Origin of the sequence: Methanosarcina sp. DH2 (genome assembly GCF_020804225.1) — an archaeon.
Taxonomy (GTDB): Archaea; Halobacteriota; Methanosarcinia; order Methanosarcinales; family Methanosarcinaceae; genus Methanosarcina.
This window is the reverse complement of the sequence record NZ_WJBI01000018.1, coordinates 1-24,076: the sequence shown is the minus strand read 5'-3', so window position 1 is coordinate 24,076 and position 24,076 is coordinate 1. Positions and strand designations below refer to the sequence as shown.

Below are 24,076 nucleotides of genomic sequence, written 5' to 3'. Positions count from 1 at the left end.
TTATACTGCTGGTCCAAATATGAAAGTTGCCTGTATCCAGATGGATGTGCTTCACTGCAAGAAGCAGGAAAACCTTGAAAAAGCCCTTTACATGGCTTTCAAGGCCGTTGAGAGAGGAGCCGAATTAGTTGTTCTTCCCGAGGTCTTTTCCACAGGCTTTTGCTATGAAAATCTCGATTATGCATCAGAAAGCTTTCCTTCCCCGGTTCTTGAGAACCTGGCATGTTTTTCCGAAGCCAACGACTGTATCATCCTGGGTTCAATTATTCAAAAAGATAGTGGGGAAGATATTGGAGAAGAAAGTGGAAGAGATGGTGGAAAAAACAGTTTTACAGAGAGGGTAAATTATTTTTCCGGAGAAGAAAAGGAAGTACCGGAAAGTAAAAGCTCTGCTCTCTGCTACAATTCTGCTCTCTGCTACAATTCTGCTCTCTACTATAATCTCGGCTTTTGTTTTGAGTCCGGAAACCTTGCAGGCACTTACCGTAAAACTCACCCTTTCAAAAAAGAAAATAGTTATTTCTCAAAGGGCAGTTCAATAGAGCCTATTGCCCTGAAAAAGCAAAACCTGAAAATTGGCTTTGAGATTTGTTACGAGATTCGCTTTCCCGAAGTTGCAAGAAAACTGGCTCTTTCCGGCTCTGATCTGCTTGTGACCACAGCCGCCTTTCCTAACCCAAGGTCCGAGCACTGGAAGATTCTTGCAAAGGCAAGAGCAATCGAAAACCAGATCCCTCACGTCGCCTGCAACCGTACAGGTTCTGCTCCTGACTGCAGTTACTTCGGAAACTCAATGATTATCGATGCCTGGGGTGAAGTAAAAGCCGATGCAGGGGATAAAGAATGCGTAATTGTTTGCGACCTTGACCTGTCCGGGAAAGATGAAATCCGAAAAGCAATTCCTGTTTTTGAAGATCGGAGAACCGAGCTTTATTGATTTTTATTTATTGCCATGCGCAAGATTCCTTACTAATTTTAAATCAAGTTAAAGCATACAAAAAAGAATAGAGGAGATACGGAATATAGTTTCTTGGTGTTTTCCTCATCTTCGTGGTTATAGAGGTTTTTCCGTATCTTCCATGCTCTGTATCTTCCATGCTTTTATAGAGTTCCTTGATTATAGGGGTTTGAGTAAATCTCCCCTATGAGTTTTTACTCTTCCTTCTTTGCCTCAATATAAATTGCAGGCCTCAAAGGTTCTGCAAACCTGGACTTTTTCTGCGGGTCATACTCCGGCAAATCAGCACTCTGGATCTCAATCGGGCAGCCAATTTCTTTTTCCAGGAAAGAAGCTGATTCTTTCAGGAGAGCCTGTTCATCAAGGCCGAGGTAGGCAAAGGTCTCGTAGCGCTCGGCACCCCCGCTCTTGAACTCGGGCACTATTTTCTGGACGAATTTCGGGATCTCCTTGCCAAAACGCTTCAGGTCAGGGTTTGCCATCAGGGTTTTGATCAGGGTGCCTACTTCAAGGGGAGCTTCTACCTGCAGTTCGCAGGCGCACTTTATGGCTGCGGCTTTCCAGGCAGGCGAGGTGTAGAGGTAGACTTTTTGCGGGGTCATCTTTGTTACCCTTATGATCTCTTCAATATCGTTCAACGTACTCTTTACAGCCTCTTCTGCAAGCTCTGCGCCATCATCTATAAGGTCTTCATTGTAGAGCGGGTACTGCGCAAGGGAGATAGGGTCTTCATGCCCCATGGCTTCCCAGATCTCTTCACAGAGGTGCGGGGTAAAAGGAGTCATAAGCCTTACCCAGTTGTCCAGTACGTAGTAAAGCAGATTTTCTCCGCCTCTCCTCTGGTACCACCTGATATCGTTAAGGAGCAGGAAGAAGGAGTTCTGGATAGCTTCCCGCGTCTGGATGGAGTCAAGGGCAGTATTTGTCTCTTTTATGTAGTTCTGCATCCTCGAAAGCATCCAGCGGTCGATCTGCTTTAGCTCTGTGCTGAGGTCTGCCCTTTTTCCGCTGTCGATAACTTCCTTTGCAAAGGAATAGAACCTGTCTACCTGCCTGCGGGCGGAATCGATTCCTGCTTTCTGCCAGTCGGCGTCCTGGGTCTGTTCGGCTGTTGAGAGGATATACATCCTTGTTATATCTGCACCGTAAGCGCTAACCGCACTTTCCAGGGTCAGGATAGGCCCTTTGGACTTACTCATCTTCTGTCCTTCAAGGGAGACAAAACCATTTACTGCAAGAGCCTTTGGCCAGTTTTCCTCTTCAAAGAGAGCTACATGATGGAAGAGGAAGAAGAGCAGGTGGTTCGGGACAAGGTCCTTTCCGGAAGAGCGCAGGTCAACCGGGTACCAGTAGTTAAAGTGGCTGCGAATTTCTTCCACGAGTTCCTGTTTGAGGCCTGTTTCCGCAGAAACTGCTACCGAATCGCCTTTTCCGAGAAGGACATAGTCGAAGAATGAAAGGGTAAGCTGTTCAAGGGCAAGCTCGCCTCTCTCTATGAACCTGGCAATGATATAATAACTCATGTAGATTGTCGAATCCCCGAGGGACTCAATCAACCATTCTTTGTCAAGAGGGAAGCGGGTCCCAAGCCCTTTCCTGCGGGCACATGCCTTGTCCTTGAGCCAATCAACCTTGTTTTCGAACTCGACTCTGTACTCTGCGGGAATAATCCGCATCTGGTCGAGGCATTTGTAAACCTTTGCTTTCCAATCAGGATTTGAGTAGTTAAGGAACCACTGCCCTTTTACCATATTTACAACACAGGGAGTCCCGCAGCGGCAGACCACGGGTTCGCTGAATTCATAGAAGACTTCTCCTGCGTTTGAAGCAATTAAGTCCCTGGTCAGTATGTCTTTTATTTTGGAAACCGGGTATCCTTTATATTTCCCTGTAAGGTCCTTAAGGACTCCACCGTGGAACTCTCTCCTGTACACGATCTTTGTGGCTTCCTCAGCTTTAGGGTCTTTCTGGTTTGCAATTCCCATGCTCTCGACGATTTCTTTTGCAGGGAATTCCCCGAATTCGGGCACCCGGATCAGAGAAATCAGTTCGATTCTCCTGAGGTCTTCGGTTATCCCGTACTCGCTCAGGTCAGCGTCATAGAGGTCGCGGAGGGCGAGGTAGTCAAATGGCGCATGTGCAGGGACACTCATCACTATCCCGCTTCCATTTTCAGGCCTTACGAAGGACGCTGGAAGGGAGATTACTTCATTTCCTGTTACCGGGTTTGTAAGTTTTATCCCTATGATGGATTTTGCAGGCACATCCTCAATATACTCAACTGTCCTGTCCGTAAAGGTGAGTTTCCTGAAAGCTTCCCTGCTGACAACCCAGAACTCTTCGTTTCCGTCTTTCTCAACCCTGGCTTTTACGTAGCCGACTTCGGGGTTGATCCAGAGATTAGTCACTCCGTATGTTGTTTCAGGCCTGAGGGTGGCACAGGGGAGGACCAGGTCTTTATGCCTGAATTTTATTAGAGTATACTCCACGATTGTAGCTTCTTCTCCGTGCAGGATATCGTGGTCTTCAACAGGGTTGTTGTCGTTCGGGCACCATTTCACCGGGTGAGAACCTTTCACGATCAGGTCCTTTTCTCCAAGCCTGATGTACTGCCACTCTATGAACTTTTTGTATGTAGGGTCAGTTGTTGTGAACTTTCGCCTCCAATCGATGGAGTACCCGATCATGCGCATGGCTTTCTCGGCTTCCAGCTTGAAATAATCCACAATTTTTTCGGGGGTATCGAGCGTAGGCAGGATATCTCCTGGGATCCCGTGCAGACGCTCATAGACGTCCATTGTCTGCGGGTCCCGGCTTGCAATCAGTTCGGCAAGTCCCACAATAGGTGTGCCGGTTACGTGGAAGCCCATCGGGTAAAGTACATTGTACCCGAGCATCCTTTTGTGCCTTGCTACCACATCGCCTATTGTGAAGGTCCGGGTATGTCCTGCGTGCAGGTTTCCGTTAAGGTAGGGGTAGGGGATTGTTATGAAAAACTTTTCCCGCTTATCCGGTTCAGCCTGAAAAATCCGGCTCTCATTCCATTTTTTCTGCCATTTGTCTTCGATATCGTGAGGCTTATAGTCCTGCTCCATTCATTTTCACGCCCACAGATAATTATTATAGTATAAAAGAATCTGAAATAGAATCATAAGATGTGAATAATAATAGCAACGGTTAGGAAAGCTGATAAGACATCCCGGAAAAATTTAAAGGATTGAGGGATACCGAACACCGGCTATCAATCTTTCAACTGCTTACGGTTCCGACACGTAAATACTTATCTTCTTATCTAACTGGTAGGGTTCTCTGATTAATTGACTCTCTGATTAATTGACTCTCTGATTAATTGACTCTCTGATTAATCTGATTTTTAAATCAATCAGATTTTTAAATTAATCAGATTAACCTAATTAGTCTGATCCTTTAATCGACTATGTTTTTCCGGCTTTATTTTGCCTTTCCGAAAATTGCTTCCCGGATGGATTCTATGTTTGCATCAACAACAGTCGGCTCTTCGCAGATATCAATCACAGTCTGAGGGTCTTTAAGGAGATGCCCTGTAGTAATGCAAACGACGGTTTCATCCCTGCCTATAACACCCATATCAACGAGTTTCTTAAGCCCTGCAACCGAGGCTGCGCTTGCAGGTTCGACCCCTATGCCTTCGAGCCTTGCCAGGTCTTTCTGGGCTGCAAGGATTTCTTCGTCGGTAACGGACTCCGCAGTCCCGCCGGATTCCCGGATTGCACTGAGGGCTTTTGTTGCGTTTACAGGGTTTCCAATCCTTATTGCAGTTGCAACGGTCTCCGGGTGCTCTTCAGGAATAATTTCCAGAGCCCCGCATTTTATGGCTTTTACTATGGGACAGGAGCCTTCTGCCTGGATTCCGGTCATTTTCGGAAGAGAATCCGTTATTCCGAGTATTTTAAACTCCCTGAATCCCTTGTAGATAGCAGTAATATTCCCTGCATTTCCTACGGGCAGGACAATTCTGTCAGGCACTTTGAAGCCGAGCTGATCTGCAATTTCAAAGCCAATGGTTTTCTGGCCTTCCAGCCTGTATGGGTTGATTGAGTTTAAAAGATAGATCTTTTCCTGGGAACATAGTGTGCGCACAAGAGAAAGTGCATCATCAAAGTTTCCGCGGATGCTGAGGACCTTTGCTCCGTGCATCAGGGCCTGGGCTATCTTTCCAAGGGCAACTTTTCCTGCCGGAAGCAGCACAACAACAGGGATTCCTGCTTTTGCCCCGTAGATCGCAAGGGCGGCTGAGGTATTTCCGGTTGATGCGCAGGCGACGGTCTTCATACCGAGCTCAAGCGCTTTTGTAACCCCAACTGTCATCCCCCTGTCTTTGAAGGAACCGGTCGGGTTCATGCCCTCGTGTTTTACATAAAGTTCCTTAATTCCTATTTTTTCAGCAAGGCGGTCGCATTTGTAGAGGGGAGTCCCGCCTTCCTTTATAGTCACAGGCTCCCTTTCGATAGGGAGAAGTTTTGCGTATTTCCAGACTGAAGGGCATTCGGTCTTCAGTTTTTCCATGTCAAGTTCAATTGAGGAATAATCGTAAATAACGTCAAGCAGCCCATCACACTCGCTGCAGGTATAGATTACTTCATCTTTAGAATACTCTGCACCGCACTCGATACATTTCAAATGATACATTAAATTGCTCCTGTGTCTGATTTTTGGATTTAAGGTTAATGCCGGGTCTAAAACGGTACCCAACTTAAGATCGGCACGACCCGGAGTTTCAGGTTGACAATCTGGACTTAGAATTTTAAGGTTAATAATCTGGATTTCGGATTAGTATAATATTAGAGTTTAATAATATTTTGTATCCTTAACACGTTACTTGCTTTTAAATTATGCTGTTTTCAGGTTACTCCCCGTCCTGAAGTTGTGCCTGCTCTCAAGTAGCCGTGAAAGAAATATATGGGTTTTTATCTCCTGAGAATTTCAAGGAAAATAAGTAACTCGAATCTCCTGATAAGTTTATAAAAAGGATCACATACTTCTGATAAAAAGAATCCTATATTTTGAAAAGTTTCTCGAAAAGAATGTACGATAGTTTTTAAGGGCATTTATTTATTCTTTCTGTTTTATTTTCTGTTTTACACAGCAGCAAGGACATGCAAGAAAGGGTACTCTGTGGTCTAACTATCTTATGTTCAGTTTTCAATCCAGATGATATATCGTGGCCTCTTTACTCAGGAAATACCCTAGAATTGTCCTTATCAGCACCACAGTTCCCAGCACAATCAGTTCTTCCTGAGTGGGGTCCCTCAGTGTTCTCAGGACATCGGCTGCAATGAAAAATTCCAGCCCAAATACGAGTTTGTTTGTCAGCTCTCTTCTTATATGCTCGTACTTATAATGTTTCTTAAAGGTTTCAAGCAGAATTATCTCTGCGGTCGCCCTGAGCCCTCCGTACACTATAAGGACTGAGCCTACAACATTGAACAGGGAAGAGAATGTGTCCAGAAATAGATTTTCAAGGTCCCCTAATGTCCTTCTATCATCCCCGATATCTAAATCATTATATCCTGTAAAAAGCCCCAATAGCATTTATTTTTTCTGAATATATATTCTTCCTGTCTACTATCCTCAAATTCGGTTTATAATCTTCAAATTAGGTTTATAATCTTCAAATTGGGTTTATAATCTTCAAATTCGGTTCGTAATCTTCAAATTCAATTCTGGAAACTACTTCAATGGAGACTAAACTCTTTTTTTCCAAAACGCAGCTGTACAACAGGACTTCAAGAGAAAAATACATGAAATAGAATAGTGGTCCATTATCTTCCGGTTAATATATTCCGGGAATCCGAAAACGGAATTTCCCGTTTTTCTCTTTTGTGCTGCACGGGGCTATAGCCAGCACTCTACGATCTAAGAAAAAAACAATCTTTATACATGAACACGAATAAAAAACCGAATAATATAGAGAAACGGTCATCCTGCATAAAAACTGTTGTCCTGGCTCCAGACCGCCAGCCTTTCTGTGGCCCTTCGAAAAAAGAAGAAAGAAGAAGTTTGAATGCAGCAAAAAGCAGACATCGAAAACAGTATTTTTCAGATCGAATTTTATTCTGTTTTGTTTGTATCCCACAGACTTTATGTCATTTTCACTTTCCAGTTTTTCTTTTCTTCTTTTTTTTCTTTTCGGAAAAGCCGCTCTCCTGCGTGGAGCGTGACAAAAGCGATTTGGTACAGCGAATGACGTTACAAGGGGCAGAGATATTGTTTAGTCTTCTTGAGCAAAGCTTACTTCCATGTCGACCAGCACAATTGAAGTAGTGCAAAAGAGATCCCGGAAGGAGAAGGAAAAAGACTCGTTTTTGGCTCCTTCCGGGCTGAATTGACTGACAGGGTTCAGAGCAACCGGTCCTGTCGGGCAGATTGCTTTTCAGAATAGCTTATTTCTTTTCCGGGCTTTCCGTCTGTAGATCCGGGACTTTTCCGTATCTTTTTCCGTAAGCTTCGACAGCTTTTGGGGCTCCGAGAAGGAGTTTTCTGGTCCTGTTGTAGACGCTGGGGAACTTCTGAGGGTCCAGTTCTTCAAGGAGGTCTGCTAGGATCTTTACCAGCGGAGCATGGTATTCTGCTTCCATCAGGTCTATGTTTGCAAAGGCATTGAGCAGGTTGACTGTGCTGTATTCGTTTACGGGAGCCAGCTTTCTCAGGATCTCTGTAAAAAGAGTCCTGCCTTCTTCGGTCTGGAGGGACTTCTTGCGGTTGCGGGCAAAGTTTCCGTAAAGGGCACGCTGGTCGTTTGTCTGTTCAATCCTGAAGGCTTCTGACCTTTCCATTTCCCTTACCAGTTCGACTGCATCGACACTGCTGTTGTTTCCAATTACTGCAAGGAAGGCTTCCCAGGAAATAAGGTTCTGCTTTGATTCCGCTTCAAAGGCTCTCAGGACTCCTATCTTATCAGGAGCCGAACTGTTCAGGTACGCAGCAAATGCACTCAATCTGTCTGTTGCACAGGCTGCAGTTTCAAACTGCTGTTTTATCAGGGAGTGGATGTCAGGAGTATCGAGGGTCGCAAGGACTCCAAGGCAGATATTTTTGGCCTGCCTGCTCTTGATTACTCTTGCTGTTTCTTCGAGTGACGCATCCCCGGGAACTGAAACATTTTCAAAGAAGTGGTAGGCAGAAATCAGGGAGTTTTTGTATTTCCAGGCAACTGCCTTCAGTAGCTTCTGCTTTACATCATAAAGTGCCTGATAGCGGTGGGCGAATTCTTCATCTTCTACGGACTCAAAGATGGTCAGGAATTGCCCTCCTGCCCTTTCAAGGAGCTGCCGGTCATTAAAGAGCCTGTAGTAAAGTTCTATAAAGTCTTCAGAGGGGGCCGAACCCGAAACTTTAAGGAGCCTCAGCTTTTCCCGGTCCACAAGGGTATGGAATGCTGTAAACCTGCCTGTGATATCGCTGTCCTTTCTGACCTGCAGCAGGAGCTCTTCCTGGCTTGCTCTGTAAACAAGTTTCCCGTAGAAAGAGTACCCCCTGTTCAGGGAAAGGAAGGCAGGCATGTCCACGTTTTCAACCGGAATCTCTGCAGTCTCTCCGCTGACCCTTACCAGCACCTCAGCAAGGTCTTTTCCGTTTTCATCCACAAGGGCTGCTTTGAACGGGAACTCCCAGGGCTTTCCGCCAGCCGGGAAGTGCTGCTTGAGGAAGAAAGTGAACTTCCGGGAAGGCCTGTCGTATTCGGCAGAGACTTCGACCACAGGGAACTTTGTCTGCTTCAGCCAGATCTCAGCCATCTCTTTTAAAGGCACTCCGCTCTCTTCTTCCATAACCTCTATCCAGTCCTGTGTAGAGGCATTGGAGTGCTGGAACTTTTTGAAATAACGGTCCAGAGCCCGGACAAAAGTATCCTTTCCTATGAGGGTCTCGACCATGCGTACGTATTCAGGGGATTTTACATACGTAACCGCAGTGATCAGGTCATTGGGGTCATTAAAACCGTCAGGGATAATAGGCATGGAAGCAGCTCCCGAGTCCAGGGCAAAAGTCCCGGACGCCGGTGCAAGCAGTTCGAGCACCCTCCCGAGCCTCTGGTAATCCTCGCCGAAAAGGAAAGCATGGTACTGCTCTTCCACGTGCACGGTCACAGCTTCGTTCAGCCAGATCTCAAACGGGCTCTTTCCCGTGACCTCGGACCCGTTCTGGTTGTGGTAATATTCGTGCACCTTGACCCTTATCATGTACTCAAAAGCAGAGTCCGTTATCTGCGGAAAAGGCATAATACGGTTTGTGGTAATCGTTGTGTTCCCCACATTTTCCATGCCCCCGAAGTCCGAGTTCTGCATCCCTATTTCCCGGTATACTGTCCCTGTATATCTGTACCCCGGAGTAATGGTCTCGACAAGCTCTGAAAGCTCTTTCCTGATCTTTTCTAGTTCTCCTTCTTCCTGCCCTGATTCGGGTTTTGCCTCAAGTTTTATTTTCTCCCGCCTGCGGACAAGCTCCCAGAGCCTTTCCCGTACCGACAACTTATCCTGGTCGAACTGTTCAGGCCCGGTAAAGAGGTGGACCCACATTACACAGTCGTGCAGGATATCGAGCGCTTTTTCGGCAGCCCAGGCGTTTGAATCCGGCGGCACCAGGAGTTCGAGAGTGAAAATGCCCCCGTCCGGATATTCAAACTCCCTTACAAAAGTCGAATAAGTCCCTGCCCCGAGGAAAAAGAGATAGGTTGCCATCGGCGTTATCGAATTATCATAGACAATCTTGTCCCTTCCCGGCTTTACGGTATGCCTCCCTACCAGCACGTCCCCGTTTGTGATAAGGTTCGTGTACCTCGAATCTGCAATAATGGTTGTCTTGTAAGTGCACTTTGCAGTCATATCATCAATGCAAGGCACGATCCTCTGGAACCCCCACTGCTGGCACTGCGTGATCTGCTGCGGAGGAGCTCCTGCAGGCGTTTCGTCGTAGTACAGCCCCTCAAGGATATTCCTGGTCGGCCTGCATACCGTATCCGTAACAACCACAATCTCAGTATGTGGCGGGACCTCATCCCTGAAATTAATCTCAAGGATTGCATCATCCTGTCTGTGTCTATAAGAAACCTCTGACTGTATGCAGCTCACAGCCCTGATCTCAAGGTCCCTGCAGTTCAACTCCAGTTTCTCAATAGGAGCATCCTTTGTCCTGACCCTTAACAGGGACTTCACATTCGTCCTGTCATCATAGATATCAAACTCCATGTGCATATGCAAAACGTCAACAGTAAGCTCCCCGAAATCCTCGGGATAATATTTACAAAGTCTACATTTCATAAAAGTGTCACCGGATGAAAGTTATGAGAGTTATATTGTGGGATAGAAAAGGGAGGTATGGGATTTAAAGGTGTAGTTTGGGAGAGAGGGGGAAATATCAAATTTAATCTCCAAAATCATCTATATAAATTACTGCTGAAGACATTTTTCATAAATGTATTTCATTATATGTCTCACAATCTCAAAAAAAAGAGGCAGCTATTTATTCTCTAAAAATAATTTCATCTTGATCTTATTTCTCATGCTTTTAGACCAAGATGATATTGATGAGCAAAATTGAAAGAACTATTGAATTAGTCAAAGAATTAGCCGAGAATTTTGGAGCAAAAAATAAAGATATCCCAAATGCTTACACTTTCCGGAATAACACAAAGGAGGATGCACTTAATCAAGGTGGAGCATTTTTTGGTTTAATTTCTCCAGAGGAAGAGGCATCTGGTCCTTATCATGATTTTTCTCTTGTTATCTTTCCAGATAAAGATGATAATCCTTGGTTAATTTCCCTTGTGGTTGGTTCGTTAGGGTTTAAAAACGATTATGAACTTGCAGCTTTGCCTGGAGTTCGAAGATTATTTTCTTCGATTGTTAGTGAGGATGGGTTCTGTAAAACCTCTTTTTTGGATATTGAATCGAATTTACTAAAACAGATCAAACTAAAGGTCCCAAATCTGGATAAATCTTTACAAAATTATTCTAAACTCATTTCTGCCTATGAAATTATTTGGGATCCTGAATCCGAGAATGGGAAAAAAATTATTGCAGGCTTTGTTGCAGCCTATGCTCAGTTCAGAAATTTTCCGCGAAATTCATCTCAAAGGAAAGCTGTTTCTAAAGCAATTGCTGCTGTCTCAAAAATAGAGGATGTAAATGAAGAGAATGAAGTACTAAAACTGGTTCTGAATAGAAAATTTGTGGTTCTTCAAGGGGCACCAGGAACCGGAAAAACTAGATTAGCAAAAATTGTTGCTCGGGATCTAAATGCAGAAATTTTCTTCACTCAGTTTCATGCAGAAACTAGTTACAGTGATTTCATTTATGGAATAAAGCCTAACCTTGATGCTGGAAATGTTTCTTATGTTGAGCAAAAAGGAATTTTTTATAAATCCTTAAAAAAAGCTAACGAAAATCCTGAAAAAAACATTGTTCTGATTATCGATGAAATCAACAGAGCAAACCTATCGAACATTTTAGGTCCAATTTTCTATCTTTTCGAGTATCAGTTAGAAGATGAAGACGAATCAATAGATATGGACATTGGTGGCGGCTATCGGGTAAATAAGGTTCCTTCAAATTATTATGTAATCTGTACTATGAATACCGCAGATAGAAGTTTAGCTGTTGTTGATTTCGCACTAAGAAGAAGATTTGCTTGGTATACTCTAAAGCCTAAAGATATTGAAATTATTGGTGAAAGACAATTTTTCAGAGATGATTTTAGAGAGTTTGGTCGAATTTTTAATTTATATGCGAGCAGTGATGAGTTGTCACTGCAACCTGGTCAAGCCTATTTTATAGCTAAAACCGAAGAAGAGATGAAAGATCGGATTAAGTATGAGTTGTTGCCTCTGATTAGAGAATATCTTGCTGAAGGTCTTTTATCAAATTCAAAAGATGAGTTCTCAAAGTACTTCTATGACAGAGTGGGTGAGGTTTTGTTTGAATGATATCTCAAGATAATATTTTTCTTGAAATTCCTTGCCTTACTGAAAAATCCCAAGCTCTTTCAGGCGTATTTCTCGCGAAAAGATGGTTTAAAAATGCTGATAGAAGATATCTAGTCGAATCCTTACAAAAATTCGTTGATTTCAATAAAGATTTATTTGACTTCCTAGGGGTTGTCCCGTATATTGAAGGAAGTGGCAAGAATGTCTCCTTAAGTTTTAGGTCTGATCGCTTTATTGGTGTGATTCCTTTAAGATCACCTGATAATGGAAAACAGATCGGAGATTTCGTGGTTAGACCACGTTATACTTCAGCAACGGATCAGTTTTTAGAATATGTTGAAATTGTGAATTTATTGGAATCTGAAATAGCTCCTGAATTCAAACATTCTATTTCTCTTTTATCTCACAATTATCTGAAACCACCATTTTATTTAGAGGCTATGAAGTTTGTAAAGTTGCTAGAAAAAGCTATAAGAATAAATTGGCGTAAATTCCAGACAACTACCAAATTGTATAGATATCCCAAGTCTCAAGTTGATTGGAAAAAATACATTGAAAAGGAATTTGATCCGACAAAAAAACTACTTTTTCCTTGTCATGATAATATACTAAGCAAATTGCATAGTGAGTTCTTCGAACTAAAATATGTGTATAGTATTGCAAAAAGTGAAATCAATTCAGTTAGAACTCCTCAACATATAAAGTATCAATTTCAGGATATTTTTGCTCATTTAGACGACTTCTTATACGAATTCTCCGAAAAATCCACAAATGAGCTTTATCTTCGCTATTCAGACCCTGCTGTTATTAAGGAATTAAAAAAACAAGGAAACAAAATCTTAAATGGAAGTCTTGAAGAAACTACTGCTTGGAGAATCGATTTTTCTCTTCTGTTTGAAAGGTATGTTCAATATCTTTTTGGGCAAATTTCTTTAGCGATCGGAGCAACTCAGTTAAACAATCACAAAATTAGACAATATCCCGGTGTTAAACCTCCTTGGAGCTTAAGTTATCTGGAGCCGGATATTGTTCTCATGAAAAATGAGCTTGATATAATAATTGACGCAAAATATAAGTCTCACTTGTTTAACTTAAAAAGCACTACAGAAGAGTTAAAGGAAGAGCATAGGAAAGACCTGCATCAGTTACTCGCATATACCATTTTTACTAGAAGTGAAAATAAAATTGGGATTCTATGCTATCCTTATAGTCAACAGTACATCTCAGAATTAAATTATTTTTTTCCATTCTCTCAGATTGGAAGTAAAATACTCTTAGTAGGCGTTCCGATGCAGAAATCTAAGATAAATGATTTCAAAAAATTGATAATCGAAAATATCTCGAAAATCGAGGTAGAAAATTTAGCTTAATTTCTCTCTTTGAATCCTCCAATTCCGGTTAAGTTCTGAGCAGCCGACCACAGCCAAAAAATAAAAATACACTCTTGAAAATCTCCTGCCGCCTGAAACTTCCAGCCCCAAAATTTTTCAAATTAAAAAAAGAAAAAAAGGAAATAAGATCTGAAAAGCAAAAATGCCTCTCAGTCAACCTCGACAGTGAGTGTAAAGTTATCCTCTGTGCCGGTTGTATTCTCCCAGGGTTGTTTGTATATGCCGCTTACCTGCTGGCTGCCCTCGCTCGCGGCTTCGATTATCCATGAATGAGTTCCGGGAACACCAGCCATATCTTCAGGAGCTTCATCCTGGGTATAATAATCGTTGAGAATAGTGAGCCCCTCGCTCAGGTTGAGTTGCCAGGAGTAGCCTGTGGACGGGTTTTCCCTGAGTTGAAGGGTAAAATCCTCTCCATTTTTGAGACTTATGCTTGTTCCGTTGTCAGCTTCGGTTACTACCTGCCCTGTTTCCACGTTTTCATTGACTTCGGTTGTATTATTTTCAGCCGTGTTATTTTCGGTAACATTTTCGCCTGTCACGTTAGACGTTTCCGGAGTTTCAGGCGTAACCTGCTCGGAATCTTCAGGAGTTTCATCTTCTGCTGGCTCTGCATCTTCGGTACAGCCGGCTGCAAAGACAACAGCAGCAATGACAAGGAGCATTGCTATTATCTTTAAAATTTTCTTCATAACTATTCCCTCAAAAATTCTCTTCCTTTAAGTTCTAATGCCTAATTTATTGTACTTTCTTACTGGTTATCGTACTTATTTCTGGTATTACTGGTCTCTGAAAATAAATTATTAAAAATGATTGATCATCATATTCTACAGTTTTTTGAAAATCAACATTTCTTGCAGAATTTTGACGAAGGCTGCCAGGTAAAAATAAATCAGGGCGGATTAAGATGAAACATGAAGGTCTTATTTATACCTTTCAGAAAACATCCAGACATTCCTGGCAATAAATGTTAGTAGTAACTTTCTTTTGGATTAAAGTTTTTCGTTTTTATTAGAAATGTAAAGTAGAGATATAAAGTAAAGTCAGGTTCAGGTAATCTGCACGTTCCAGATATGTCCGGACTAGCAGGCTGCATACATAATAAATCCCTTAAAATCCCCTAAAAAATCCCCTAAAATCCCCTAAAATCTCCTAAAAAATCCCCTCCCGCCGGAGAAGTTTCCAGCTCCACAAATCCCACTTTTATTCAAACTTCCAGCTTTAGGAGGTCTAAGGCTAATCCCCGTCATTTTAATGGCGGGATACAGCCGTCAACTTCTACATAACAACTTTTATTTCAGTCGAATACCCCGCTAGCTTGCTGCGGGGATGGAAAACTTCCCCGGTAACCGTTAATGATAATATGATTTATCAATCCCATTTTTTGGTTGTTAACTTCTGCTCAAACTAAATTGTTTAGGGATATTATCTCCTTTAACGGAATTTGGAGCGGTGGCGCGAACATACCCCGTTGCTTGCAGCGGGGTGCGCCAGCGCAACTTTGATTTAGGTAAAATTACATTATACTGTAATATGCTTAAAGTTAATCGTTATAGAATCTATCCAACAAAATCTCAGGTTACAAAGCTTAATTCTACTTTGGAACTATGTAGATGGGTCTATAATGAAACTCTGGCATTAAGAAAGAACGCTTGGGAATCTGAACAGAAAAGAATCAGTTATTACGATTCTAAGAAAATGATCCCTATCTGGAAGAAAGACAAACCAGAACTAAAAAATGTTCACTCCCATACTCTTCAAGATGTGACTATGCGTGTTGACCTTGCTTTTCAAGCCTTTTTCCGAAGAGTAAAAACCGGAGAAAAAGCAGGTTATCCTAGATTTAAAGGTAAAGGTTGGTATGATAGCATTACTTACCTGCAATCTGGATTCTCCTTAAATGGAAATACGTTAAGTCTTTCCAAAATTGGAGATGTAAAAATCAAACTGYATAGACCATTTGAAGGAAACATTAAACGCTTAACTATCAGGAAAACTTCAACTGGTAAATGGTTTGTATCAATCCTTACTGATACTGAAACTTATCAACCACTTGAACCTTCTGATAAGTCAGTAGGCATTGATGTTGGAATCCTCTCTTTTGCTACATTATCAAATGGAACTTATGTTCCCAATCCTAGATTCTACATTCAAGAAGAAAAGACACTAGCAAGAGCTAACAGAAAATTATCTAAAGCTGAAAAAGGTACTCCTGGAAGAAAAAAATGCCTTAAAACATTGTGCAGAGTCTATGAAAGGATCACTAACAAAAGAGAAGACTTTACTCAAAAACTCAGTAAAAGTCTTGTTGATAATTATGGTATGATCTGTTTTGAAGATCTTAACATTAAGAACATGTCAAAAAATCACAATCTGGCTAAACACATTCTTGATGCTGCYTGGAGTAAACTTGTAACTTATACTTTCTACAAAGCTGAAAACGCTGGTAGAAAAGTAATACTTGTTGACCCCAAAAATACATCAAAAATGTGTTCAAGTTGTGGTATGTTGGTAGAAAAAGATCTGTCAGAAAGAACCCATAATTGTCCTTTCTGTGGCTTATCTATTGACCGTGATCTTAATGCTTCCATTAATATTCTCAGACTGGGATTGCAGTCTGTTCGTAAAACCGATAGATGCCCCTCATTTCAATGAGGGGAGCAGTCACTAAAACCTCCGTACTTTTCCAGTTTTAGTTTTTATTACCAATGCACCAGGTATTTGCGTTTTCATGCCTGAAGCAAATCTACTCCAGTGAACTTACCGAGTTGAGAAACGAAAAAGCTAAAAATTACTAAACTCACTTTGAAATGATTTCTCATTTTGAAATGATTTAACCGAATGTTAGAGAACAACCTACTTTTGCAACATCTCATTGTTAACTTTTCGGGCAGGTCCCAGTTACCGAAGATTACGCTGAGCTTACTGTACAATAATTAAAATAATTATACAAAAATAAATTGAAATTATTACTAAATGTTTTCGGAGAAACTTGTTCCCATCAGGATTATAAATTAACAGATCACCTGTTCATCATGGGTACAAATATATTTATAATTATTAAATAAAATAACATACACTACCAGGATAAGTCAAAAACATATTTAGACTCTTTTCAATGGTATATGGGGATGGAATATGGAAAATAAAGCTCGACAAATACTTGTAATTTTTTTAATTCTTATCGCATCAGCGACAGTTGTCTCGGCTGGAACAGAAACTCAACTCACGCAAGATGAGCGATTAACACTGAGGACATCAATCTATGCTAACCATGTTTTCTGGACAGAAATTGCTGGGAATGATGTACATGCTTATGATCTGACTACAGGAAAACGAACAGATATTGTTGGTAATTCGGTAGTAGGCAAAATTAATGCATATGGGGATAAGGTTGTATGGACCGGGGATGATGGCGACTCTGTTTATATGTGCGACGTTTCTACAAATAATGAAACTATGATAGCATCTGAACGGCGTAGCCCTGATATTTACGGCAATTACATAGTTTATACTAATAACTATTACTATGGGCAGGATCACGAAAATGATGGTGTTTATCTTTACAATCTTAATACCCATAATGAAACTAAGATCGCTGCAGTTTACAGCTCTCCTGCCATCTACGGAGAAAAAGTGGTGTGGTCGCAGGAGAATGGCGACAATGGTTATGATATCTACTTACATGACATATCTACCCAACAAACAGGCACAATAACAACTACAAATAGCTCAATACCCGAATCCGAACTCGATATTTGCGGAAATGCCGTAGTATGGACGGAATCAGGCAACGTATATATTTATGATATTGCTTCCTACAAAACAACTCAGGTTACCAATAATGGAGACGCGTATCAGCCAGCAATCTATGGTGACTGGATAGTATATACAATCGGCGACCCTTATAGCGGCGGTAGTAAGGATATTTACATATATGAGATATCTGCTGCCAGGACAACTCGCATAACTACCAGTGACCTTGCTTTTGCTCCATCTGTCTATGGCGATAAAATCGTATATGCAGATTGTCGCAATGATCCGGATTTTGAAGAAGTAAGAGATATTTATCTCTATGATCTCTCAAATACATCAAATAATATTGTTGCAAATTTCACCAGCAATGTTATCTCAGGAACTGCACCTCTGAACGTCTCTTTTTCTGACACCAGTGAAGGAACACCGAATACATGGTACTGGGATTTTGGAGACGGAGCTATTTCAAACGAGCAATACCCGGTTCATACTTATTTATCAGCAGGAAACTATACAGCCTGTCTGACAGTAAGTAATGCAAATGGTACGGATTCAAAGTTAGCTACAATAAATGTACGCAACAAATGTTGAACAGATATATGAGCAAAAGAAAAGTCTAAACATTTTCGGAAAAGAAAGCACAAAAATGCATGGTTTTGAAATAGGTTCCTGTATCGTTTGCCTACTTAGAGCCTATCCGAAAAGTGGTTACCTGCTATAACTTTTACAATATGCAATATGCAAAACCGGAACGGATACTCTGACATTATAGACCTATTGTGACTTTTCAACATGCATTACTGACTTTTCGGATAGGCTCTTAGTGTGTTCCTGTTTAAAAGAAGATATAAAGTGAATTATGCAAATAGAGCAGAACTTTGATCAGGTCTGGCAGATAGGCAGATTCACTCCATTAATTCATTCTTAATATCTGTCCTTTTATCTGTCCTTTTATCTGTCCTTTTATCTATCCTTTTATCTGTCCTTTTATCTATCCTTTTATCTGTCCTTTTATCTATCCTTTTATCTGTCCTTCTGCCAGTATTTTAGAAAAATGAACAGAGGAATAGCAGAGATTTTTGCCGCAAAATTAAGAAAAACAGAATTTCCATGTCAATTATTGCTGAAGTGTAAGCATATAAATCGGATTTGTCTGTTTCTCCGTATGGTGATGACATGACAAAAGCACGAAACATCGCAATCTATGGAAAAGGCGGAATCGGAAAATCAACTACTTCCTCTAATCTTTCAGCGGCTCTTTCGGACCTGGGCCTTACAGTAATGCAGATTGGGTGTGACCCAAAGAGCGACTCCACAAATAATCTGAGGGAAGGAAAATCAATTCCTTCAGTCCTTGATGCTTTAAGAAAAGGAAACAGAATTGAAGTCAGTGATATCGTTTATGAAGGCTTCAATGGGATCCTCTGTGTGGAAGCAGGAGGTCCGGAGCCCGGGATCGGATGTGCCGGCAGAGGCATTATTACTGCAATTGAGCTCTTAAGGCAGAAAAATGTCTTTGAGGAATTCAAACCTGATGTTGTAATCTATGACGTGCTTGGAGACGTTGTCTGTGGAGGATTTTCAATTCGTATCCGTGAGGGTGTTGCAGAGCAGGTCTACACAGTCGCATCCTCGGATTTCATGGCGATATATGCAGCCAATAATCTCTTCAAAGGAATAAGGAAATATGCAAATAATAGCGGTGCACTGTTTAGCGGCATAATTGCAAATTCAATGAACCAGCAGATTCAAAGAGACATAATAGATGACTTTGCAGTTCAGACAAAGACGACGATAGCAGGGTACGTACCTCGTTCGCTTGATGTTACAAGAAGCGAACTCAGAGGACAGACTGTAGTCGAGCATGTACCGGAATCGGAACAAGCTGAGCTGTACAGAGAACTTGCAAGAGGCATTTTAAATAACGATAATAAATATGTGCCTGCACCTCTCGAGTCTGATGAACTCAAAGTATGGGCTGAAAGCTGGTCAGACATACTCCTCAGGGAGCGTGAAGAAGAGATAAAAAGCAGCATTGGAAGAATAACACCAGTAATCTCGGAAGCATGAAACATATTTACAGCTCATCGTTACAGCTCACCTGTCAAACTTCTGTTGTAGCTTCCCATACTCTCTATACAGCAGGGGTTTCGAGCTTCTTAACTTTTCTCAAAACACCTTGCTTCTGAAATTATTTTTTAGTAGCGGCAGGTTATTTCAGCCCTTGAACCATATACAGATATTGTAATTTTAAATCTTGTAATTTTAAATCTCAATTTTTTTCTTTTCTGCGTAGATACACAGCCAGATCCTTGATATTGGGAATTTTATAGTTTATTGATAATTTTAAAGTTAAGTGATATTCTTTCGGGCATAAGAATGGGACTTAATGTAAGGATTCAATGTGGAGACGCAATGTTTTTATAACTTCAGTAATAAGGATAGTTCACAATTGTGAATTGAATGTATTAATGCCCTAAATGAAGATCATACATTGCTGGTAAGGATAATGGGATTAAGTAATGGAGATGTAAAAGAGAACAAAAGTTACCGAATTATGATTGATTCGGAGGGAACAGGCCACATCAGGATAATCAGGCGTATTAATTTAAAGACGCTAATAGAAATTTTTAAGGATCTTTACCTGGAACTTAAACCTGATCCTGATAAAAGCCGCATATAATCATTTATGTCTCCCGTTCGGTCTATGAAGAGATGTCAGATAATATGAAGGATTTCCACGATTTTGCAATTTTATGTGTGGATGGGAAATTTGATCTGATTATTATGAGCTAATTTCTCAGTTTTTTGAAAAAAAATCCTTATTTGAGAAGAAAATCCTTGAAAACCTTATCAGGGTATTTCTCTATTCCGGATACTGGAAGACACATTTGTGTTAATAATTTAGAATTAACAATACTATTTTTGTATTACTGGGGCGAAAACTATTCCTTTTGTGTCCATCCACTGGATGCGAGCCAAAAGGTTTAAAAATAAAGAACTCTTCTATGACGATGGTGATCTACTATGAGGGATCGTTTTTGTTGAAAATGGATCTGTGAATAACAATCTAAATGACATTAGGTACGAAAATCTCGAAAAACTGCCCCCGTCTGCAAAGCTGGTATTTAAAACCCTTGAGTCAAACGGGCAGATGACACAGAAAGATATAATTCGTGAAACAATTCTTCCTTCACGCACAGTCAGATATGCACTAAACAGGCTAAAGGAAGAAAAGATCCTGATGGAAAAGTTTTATTTCCTTGACTCACGCCAGAGCCTTTACGAAATAAAGAGGCAGGTGAGTAGTGCTCTTGCAGTCTGATGTAATGTAAAGTAATAAATTGCTCTTTCGGGCAAGCGTGTTTTACAATGTACCTTTGTAAAACCACTCGAACTGAAATATGATCTTGAATCTTGAGGTTTTTATCTCACTATTTTTTTAAATTCTGATCTCCTGTACTTCATACGGGCAAGTCTAAAAAATGCGGGTATAAGGTACAGGTAAAGATACAGGTATAAAGATACAGGTAAAGATACAGGTATCGATTAGTAAAATTATTCTAAGGCTAAAGCTTGTTATTTTAGTTTCTCGAATTCATAATATGCCAGGTAATTATATATTTGACAAAATACAAATTCGCACTTGCCAGTTTACTGTAATTTGCTTGCATACTATTGTCCGACTGATGGCAATTCAAACTCGTAGGGGAGGGATTAACAGAAGAATCCCGGGGTGAATTGCTATGAAGAATCCTGGATAAACTGCTATTGAGGGGGTAATTATGGATCTCAACGAGAAAATAGACATGGTAGGGCGTTTATATCTTGCTCTTGAACAGATTGAAAACTGCACGGAATTCTCAGCTTTGATTCCGGAAGTCAGGACGAATTTTGTTTACGCATCAAAAGAATCAACCAGTCCTGAAGACGTTCTTGCAGTTGACGGAAGAATTACCGTAGTTGATAAACTTCCAAAAGCTGCCGGAAAAATAAAATTTGGGGTTTCAGGCTATATGGCGCACCTTATTCTGGAAATCCGAAAACATGACCCTGAGATAAGGTCTGCAATAGATTTTGCAAATTCTCCGCAAATTGCCGAATTTCTGAAAAATTACTGTAAGGAAAAGGGATGGGTATTTTCAGGTATAGACAGGCGCTCTGAGCCTGAAAGTATAAAAGATCCGGATGAAGCGTCTGCATCCTGGGAAGTCGAGGAAGCTATTCGAGCTGCCGGAGGAAAGGTTCCCAGGGTATTCTGCGAAACAGGGGCTGTTGGAAAAGAGCCGGTAAGTATTCTTGTAGGTAAAGACCCGCTCGAGATAGCAGAACAGATCTGTGAGCTTGCAAAGAGATTTAATAAATCAAGACAAGGCTCCAAATAAAAGGAATATGAACTTTCAGAATGATGTCCAGAAAAGAGATGAAAAATAGGATTCATGTCGCGAAAATAGACCTCGACAAGTCCATTTCGTGATTTTAAAAAAGCCTGGAGCAAGGCACGGCTCAATACCAGTTCCTCTAAGGAAAGATATGGATAGCGGAGTTCCCCCTACAATAAACCAGATTTAGCTATTCTTCCTCTGGTATTCTCTTGTCTTTCTCTTGTCTTTTTTTATCTTCCTCTGACCTTCTTTTGATCTTCTTCTGACCTTCTTTTGATCTTCTTTTATCTTCTTCTGATCTTCTTTTATTTTCTTCTGATCTTCTTTTGATCTTCTTTTATCTTCTTCTGATCTTCTTTTATTTTCTTCTGATCTTCTTTTATCTTCCTATGATCTTCTTCTGGTCTTCTTTTATCTTCCTATGATCTTCTTCTGGTCTTCTTTTATCTTCTTCTTACCTTCCTCTTATTATACCTCCAATTCACGTTTTCTACTCCTTGATTTATTTGATTGCAAATATAGTTTAGTTTTCATACATGTGATATATCAAAGTTACTAATCTATGTTTCAAACAAAAAAATGATATCACGAGACTTTATCTGTAATTGAAAATGGAAGCTTTCCACTAAAATAGTAGTCATTTTTTGTTTAAAAAAAATGATTCATTATCATCATAAATCGTAAACTGATAAGATATTTAGGCTGGCAAGTATATTATTTTAAGAGAATTACTATACAGTATAAAATTACTGTACAATATGAAAACTGTTTGAGGTGGTGTATTTGGGGGTTATAATAAACGGGATATATTGGCTTATATGGGTAGTTATCACTGTGGCAACTGCAATCTCTGGTGGAAACGCCGATCCTAATGTGTTTTATCCTGAAACCAGCGAATTCTATTATGTAGGGGCAACCGGAGAGCCTATTGAACTTATAAACAATCCAAACTCAACTGATCCGACTTATCAGGAAATGATTACATTCCTTAGGGCTGATAAGACTGATGAAATCGAATATGATCCGGATAGTTTTATGTGTGGGGATTTCGCGGAAGCGGTCCACAACAACGCTGAAGCGGCCGGTATAAAAGCAGCATGGGTAAGTATAGACTTTGTAGGTTATACGGAAGGACATGCCTGCAATGCTATTAATACCACAGATAAAGGCCTGATCTTTGTAGACTGCACAGGAATTTATCCTTATGAACCTGGCAACCGGGACTGTACTGCAAATATAGAAATTGGGGAAATATATCAACCGAGTGAACTGTTTACTTCCGGAGAAATATATGACCAGATGGGCGTAGTTAGAAATTTTGAAATTTACTGGTAATTCACTCCCATACAGCCCATAGACCTAAACTTTACATAACTCAAACCTTATATACAGACCAAACTTTACAGACATCTCCTTGGATTTGCTGCCTCCTTCCTGAGAACCTGAATCCAGTCAGGAGACTTTACACCAGGGTACTCGTATCCCAAAAGAAAGATCTCACTGAATTCTTCGCCTTTAACCGGTACGGATCCGGTTACCTCATACGTTGGGAAAGGAACCTGAAGAACTCCTTTTACTGTTTCGCCTTCTTCCAGTTTCGTAAGTCTGGTGAGATTATCTGCAAAAAGAGCTTCTTCGGCATTATTTGCAGTCACGATGGGTATTGTACGGATCGAGTGATATATACATGATTCAATTACGGCGAACCCCAGTACAAGCTCTTTCCAGATCATAGGTTTGTCTTTATCGGTTATCTCTTCCATATTTACCCCCCAGAAATTAAACGTTTGAATTGCAATATGTTTTGAGTTGTTTATACAAGGAATAGGATCGTAATTGATAAGTCCTTTTCTTTCTATGATATCAGCATCAGTAATACCTTTCTTGGTAACAGAATTCATTTAATTCAAAACAAAATAAGATGAACAAATAAAGCTATCCAGATTTAAGCTAGCTATCCAGATTTAAGCTAGCTATCCAGATTTAAGCTGGCTATCCAGATTTAAGCTAGAAAATAAATCCAGCTACCTGGGCCTTTTTAAATTAGATTAAATTTTTGTAACTATTCAGAGTATAGTTAACGGCGCTCCCTTGAGCGCCGCTATAATACCCTCCAAAACAGGTAATCCGTTCTTTCTAATTGTAGAGATGTAAGCTCTAATTCTGCAGAAAGCTTCCGCTCCTTGTGTTGTTCTGAAAGTTCCTGATATCTTCTGCTGTAGTTTCATCATCCTGATATCTCTTTCTGCTTGATTATTCTCAAACGGAACTTTCAAATCTGTCAGGAATCTCAGGATCTTTTCTTTATGTTCTATAAACCTATCCAGCAGATTCCTTGCTTTAGTTTTTGGATTCTTTCCACGTTTTCCTTGCTTTTCAGGATTTAGAGATTGTGGATTTTCTTCAATTCCTTTAATTATGATAGCATCGAACCTTTCTTCCAATGCTTTAATTTGCTCAAAATCCAGTTCTTTGACTTGCTCCTTGCATTCGTCGGTATACTTTTTCATCTCAGTGAGCAGTTCATTCATTTCTTTAGCCCACTGCTGTTTATAGTTCTCTTCAATTCCAGCAAGTTCTCTCTGTAAATGAGCATTACAGAGAGCATGATCACAGTCATAAATGT

17 protein-coding genes are annotated in these 24,076 nt (G+C 40.7%); 10 read left to right on the top strand and 7 right to left on the bottom strand.

Going from position 1 to position 24,076, the window contains the following annotated elements; translation table 11 throughout:
- Positions 1–19 precede the first annotated feature (19 nt).
- The gene (locus FXV91_RS16660) at positions 20–937 is read left to right on the top strand and encodes a nitrilase-related carbon-nitrogen hydrolase (RefSeq protein WP_229391806.1); all 918 of its coding nucleotides are present in this window, start codon (positions 20–22) and stop codon (positions 935–937) included.
- 215 nt (positions 938–1,152) lie between these two features.
- On the opposite strand, the gene leuS is transcribed toward FXV91_RS16660, so the two are convergent.
- The 4 genes from leuS to FXV91_RS16640 form a co-directional block, all read right to left on the bottom strand.
- Positions 1,153–4,053 (bottom strand): leucine--tRNA ligase, encoded by a 2,901-nt coding sequence (leuS, locus tag FXV91_RS16655; protein WP_229391805.1) that lies wholly within the window; start codon positions 4,051–4,053, stop codon positions 1,153–1,155.
- Between the two features lie 355 nt (positions 4,054–4,408).
- The gene (gene thrC, locus FXV91_RS16650) at positions 4,409–5,626 is read right to left on the bottom strand and encodes a threonine synthase (protein WP_229391804.1); all 1,218 of its coding nucleotides are present in this window, start codon (positions 5,624–5,626) and stop codon (positions 4,409–4,411) included.
- Between the two features lie 513 nt (positions 5,627–6,139).
- Positions 6,140–6,529, bottom strand: coding sequence for a DUF1622 domain-containing protein (locus FXV91_RS16645; RefSeq protein ID WP_229391803.1), 390 nt, complete (start codon positions 6,527–6,529; stop codon positions 6,140–6,142).
- A gap of 851 nt (positions 6,530–7,380) precedes the next feature.
- Positions 7,381–10,254: a M1 family metallopeptidase gene (locus tag FXV91_RS16640; RefSeq protein WP_229391802.1), complete on the bottom strand. Its 2,874-nt coding sequence runs from the start codon at positions 10,252–10,254 to the stop codon at positions 7,381–7,383.
- 266 nt (positions 10,255–10,520) lie between these two features.
- On the opposite strand from FXV91_RS16640, the gene FXV91_RS16635 reads away from it, so the two are divergent.
- Entirely contained in the window at positions 10,521–11,918 is a 1,398-nt protein-coding gene (locus tag FXV91_RS16635; RefSeq protein WP_229391801.1) for an AAA family ATPase, read from the top strand.
- Positions 11,915–13,288: a hypothetical protein gene (locus FXV91_RS16630; RefSeq protein ID WP_229391800.1), complete on the top strand. Its 1,374-nt coding sequence runs from the start codon at positions 11,915–11,917 to the stop codon at positions 13,286–13,288. The genes FXV91_RS16635 and FXV91_RS16630 overlap by 4 nt, the downstream gene beginning before the upstream one ends.
- Before the next feature lie 170 nt (positions 13,289–13,458).
- Here the strand turns inward: FXV91_RS16630 and FXV91_RS16625 are convergent, their stop codons facing one another.
- Positions 13,459–14,001, bottom strand: a complete 543-nt coding sequence (locus tag FXV91_RS16625) for a protease inhibitor I42 family protein (RefSeq protein WP_229391799.1) — start codon at positions 13,999–14,001, stop codon at positions 13,459–13,461.
- A 760-nt stretch (positions 14,002–14,761) separates the two neighbouring features.
- Here FXV91_RS16625 and FXV91_RS16620 point away from each other — a divergent pair.
- The 7 genes from FXV91_RS16620 to FXV91_RS16595 all read left to right on the top strand — a co-directional run bounded on the left by FXV91_RS16620 (position 14,762) and on the right by FXV91_RS16595 (position 22,785).
- A complete protein-coding gene (locus FXV91_RS16620) occupies positions 14,762–15,964 on the top strand; it encodes a transposase (RefSeq protein ID WP_345945534.1) in 1,203 nt (400 codons plus the stop codon).
- An 804-nt stretch (positions 15,965–16,768) separates the two neighbouring features.
- The gene (locus tag FXV91_RS16615) at positions 16,769–17,656 is read left to right on the top strand and encodes a PKD domain-containing protein (protein WP_229391798.1); all 888 of its coding nucleotides are present in this window, start codon (positions 16,769–16,771) and stop codon (positions 17,654–17,656) included.
- A 585-nt stretch (positions 17,657–18,241) separates the two neighbouring features.
- Positions 18,242–19,135 carry a nitrogenase iron protein NifH gene (locus tag FXV91_RS16610; RefSeq protein WP_229391797.1) on the top strand — a complete coding sequence of 298 codons (894 nt, stop codon included), beginning with the start codon at positions 18,242–18,244 and terminating at the stop codon, positions 19,133–19,135.
- Positions 19,136–19,622: 487 nt separating this feature from the next.
- Entirely contained in the window at positions 19,623–19,748 is a 126-nt protein-coding gene (locus FXV91_RS20005; RefSeq protein ID WP_255680677.1) for a hypothetical protein, read from the top strand.
- A 375-nt stretch (positions 19,749–20,123) separates the two neighbouring features.
- Complete coding sequence (locus FXV91_RS16605) at positions 20,124–20,390, top strand: helix-turn-helix domain-containing protein (protein WP_229391796.1); 267 nt, start codon at positions 20,124–20,126, stop codon at positions 20,388–20,390.
- A gap of 460 nt (positions 20,391–20,850) precedes the next feature.
- Positions 20,851–21,450: a thiamine-phosphate synthase family protein gene (locus FXV91_RS16600; protein WP_229391795.1), complete on the top strand. Its 600-nt coding sequence runs from the start codon at positions 20,851–20,853 to the stop codon at positions 21,448–21,450.
- Positions 21,451–22,233: 783 nt separating this feature from the next.
- Positions 22,234–22,785 (top strand): hypothetical protein, encoded by a 552-nt coding sequence (locus FXV91_RS16595; RefSeq protein WP_229391794.1) that lies wholly within the window; start codon positions 22,234–22,236, stop codon positions 22,783–22,785.
- 65 nt (positions 22,786–22,850) lie between these two features.
- On the opposite strand, the gene FXV91_RS16590 is transcribed toward FXV91_RS16595, so the two are convergent.
- Positions 22,851–23,213: a hypothetical protein gene (locus FXV91_RS16590; protein WP_229391793.1), complete on the bottom strand. Its 363-nt coding sequence runs from the start codon at positions 23,211–23,213 to the stop codon at positions 22,851–22,853.
- Between the two features lie 303 nt (positions 23,214–23,516).
- Positions 23,517–24,076, bottom strand: a 560-nt coding sequence (locus tag FXV91_RS16585) for a transposase (protein ID WP_229391792.1), incomplete at its 5' end; no start/stop codon positions are given.

What these genes read in the sequence shown, in the direction of transcription:
- FXV91_RS16660 (WP_229391806.1), top strand. Translation starts at nt 20, where the DNA reads ATGAAAGTTGCCTGTATCCAGATGGATGTGCTTCACTGCAAGAAGCAG.
- leuS (WP_229391805.1), bottom strand. Translation starts at nt 4,053, where the DNA reads ATGGAGCAGGACTATAAGCCTCACGATATCGAAGACAAATGGCAGAAA.
- thrC (WP_229391804.1), bottom strand. Translation starts at nt 5,626, where the DNA reads ATGTATCATTTGAAATGTATCGAGTGCGGTGCAGAGTATTCTAAAGAT.
- FXV91_RS16645 (WP_229391803.1), bottom strand. Translation starts at nt 6,529, where the DNA reads ATGCTATTGGGGCTTTTTACAGGATATAATGATTTAGATATCGGGGAT.
- FXV91_RS16640 (WP_229391802.1), bottom strand. Translation starts at nt 10,254, where the DNA reads ATGAAATGTAGACTTTGTAAATATTATCCCGAGGATTTCGGGGAGCTT.
- FXV91_RS16635 (WP_229391801.1), top strand. Translation starts at nt 10,521, where the DNA reads ATGAGCAAAATTGAAAGAACTATTGAATTAGTCAAAGAATTAGCCGAG.
- FXV91_RS16630 (WP_229391800.1), top strand. Translation starts at nt 11,915, where the DNA reads ATGATATCTCAAGATAATATTTTTCTTGAAATTCCTTGCCTTACTGAA.
- FXV91_RS16625 (WP_229391799.1), bottom strand. Translation starts at nt 14,001, where the DNA reads ATGAAGAAAATTTTAAAGATAATAGCAATGCTCCTTGTCATTGCTGCT.
- FXV91_RS16615 (WP_229391798.1), top strand. Translation starts at nt 16,769, where the DNA reads ATGATAGCATCTGAACGGCGTAGCCCTGATATTTACGGCAATTACATA.
- FXV91_RS16610 (WP_229391797.1), top strand. Translation starts at nt 18,242, where the DNA reads ATGACAAAAGCACGAAACATCGCAATCTATGGAAAAGGCGGAATCGGA.
- FXV91_RS20005 (WP_255680677.1), top strand. Translation starts at nt 19,623, where the DNA reads ATGATTGATTCGGAGGGAACAGGCCACATCAGGATAATCAGGCGTATT.
- FXV91_RS16600 (WP_229391795.1), top strand. Translation starts at nt 20,851, where the DNA reads ATGGATCTCAACGAGAAAATAGACATGGTAGGGCGTTTATATCTTGCT.
- FXV91_RS16590 (WP_229391793.1), bottom strand. Translation starts at nt 23,213, where the DNA reads ATGGAAGAGATAACCGATAAAGACAAACCTATGATCTGGAAAGAGCTT.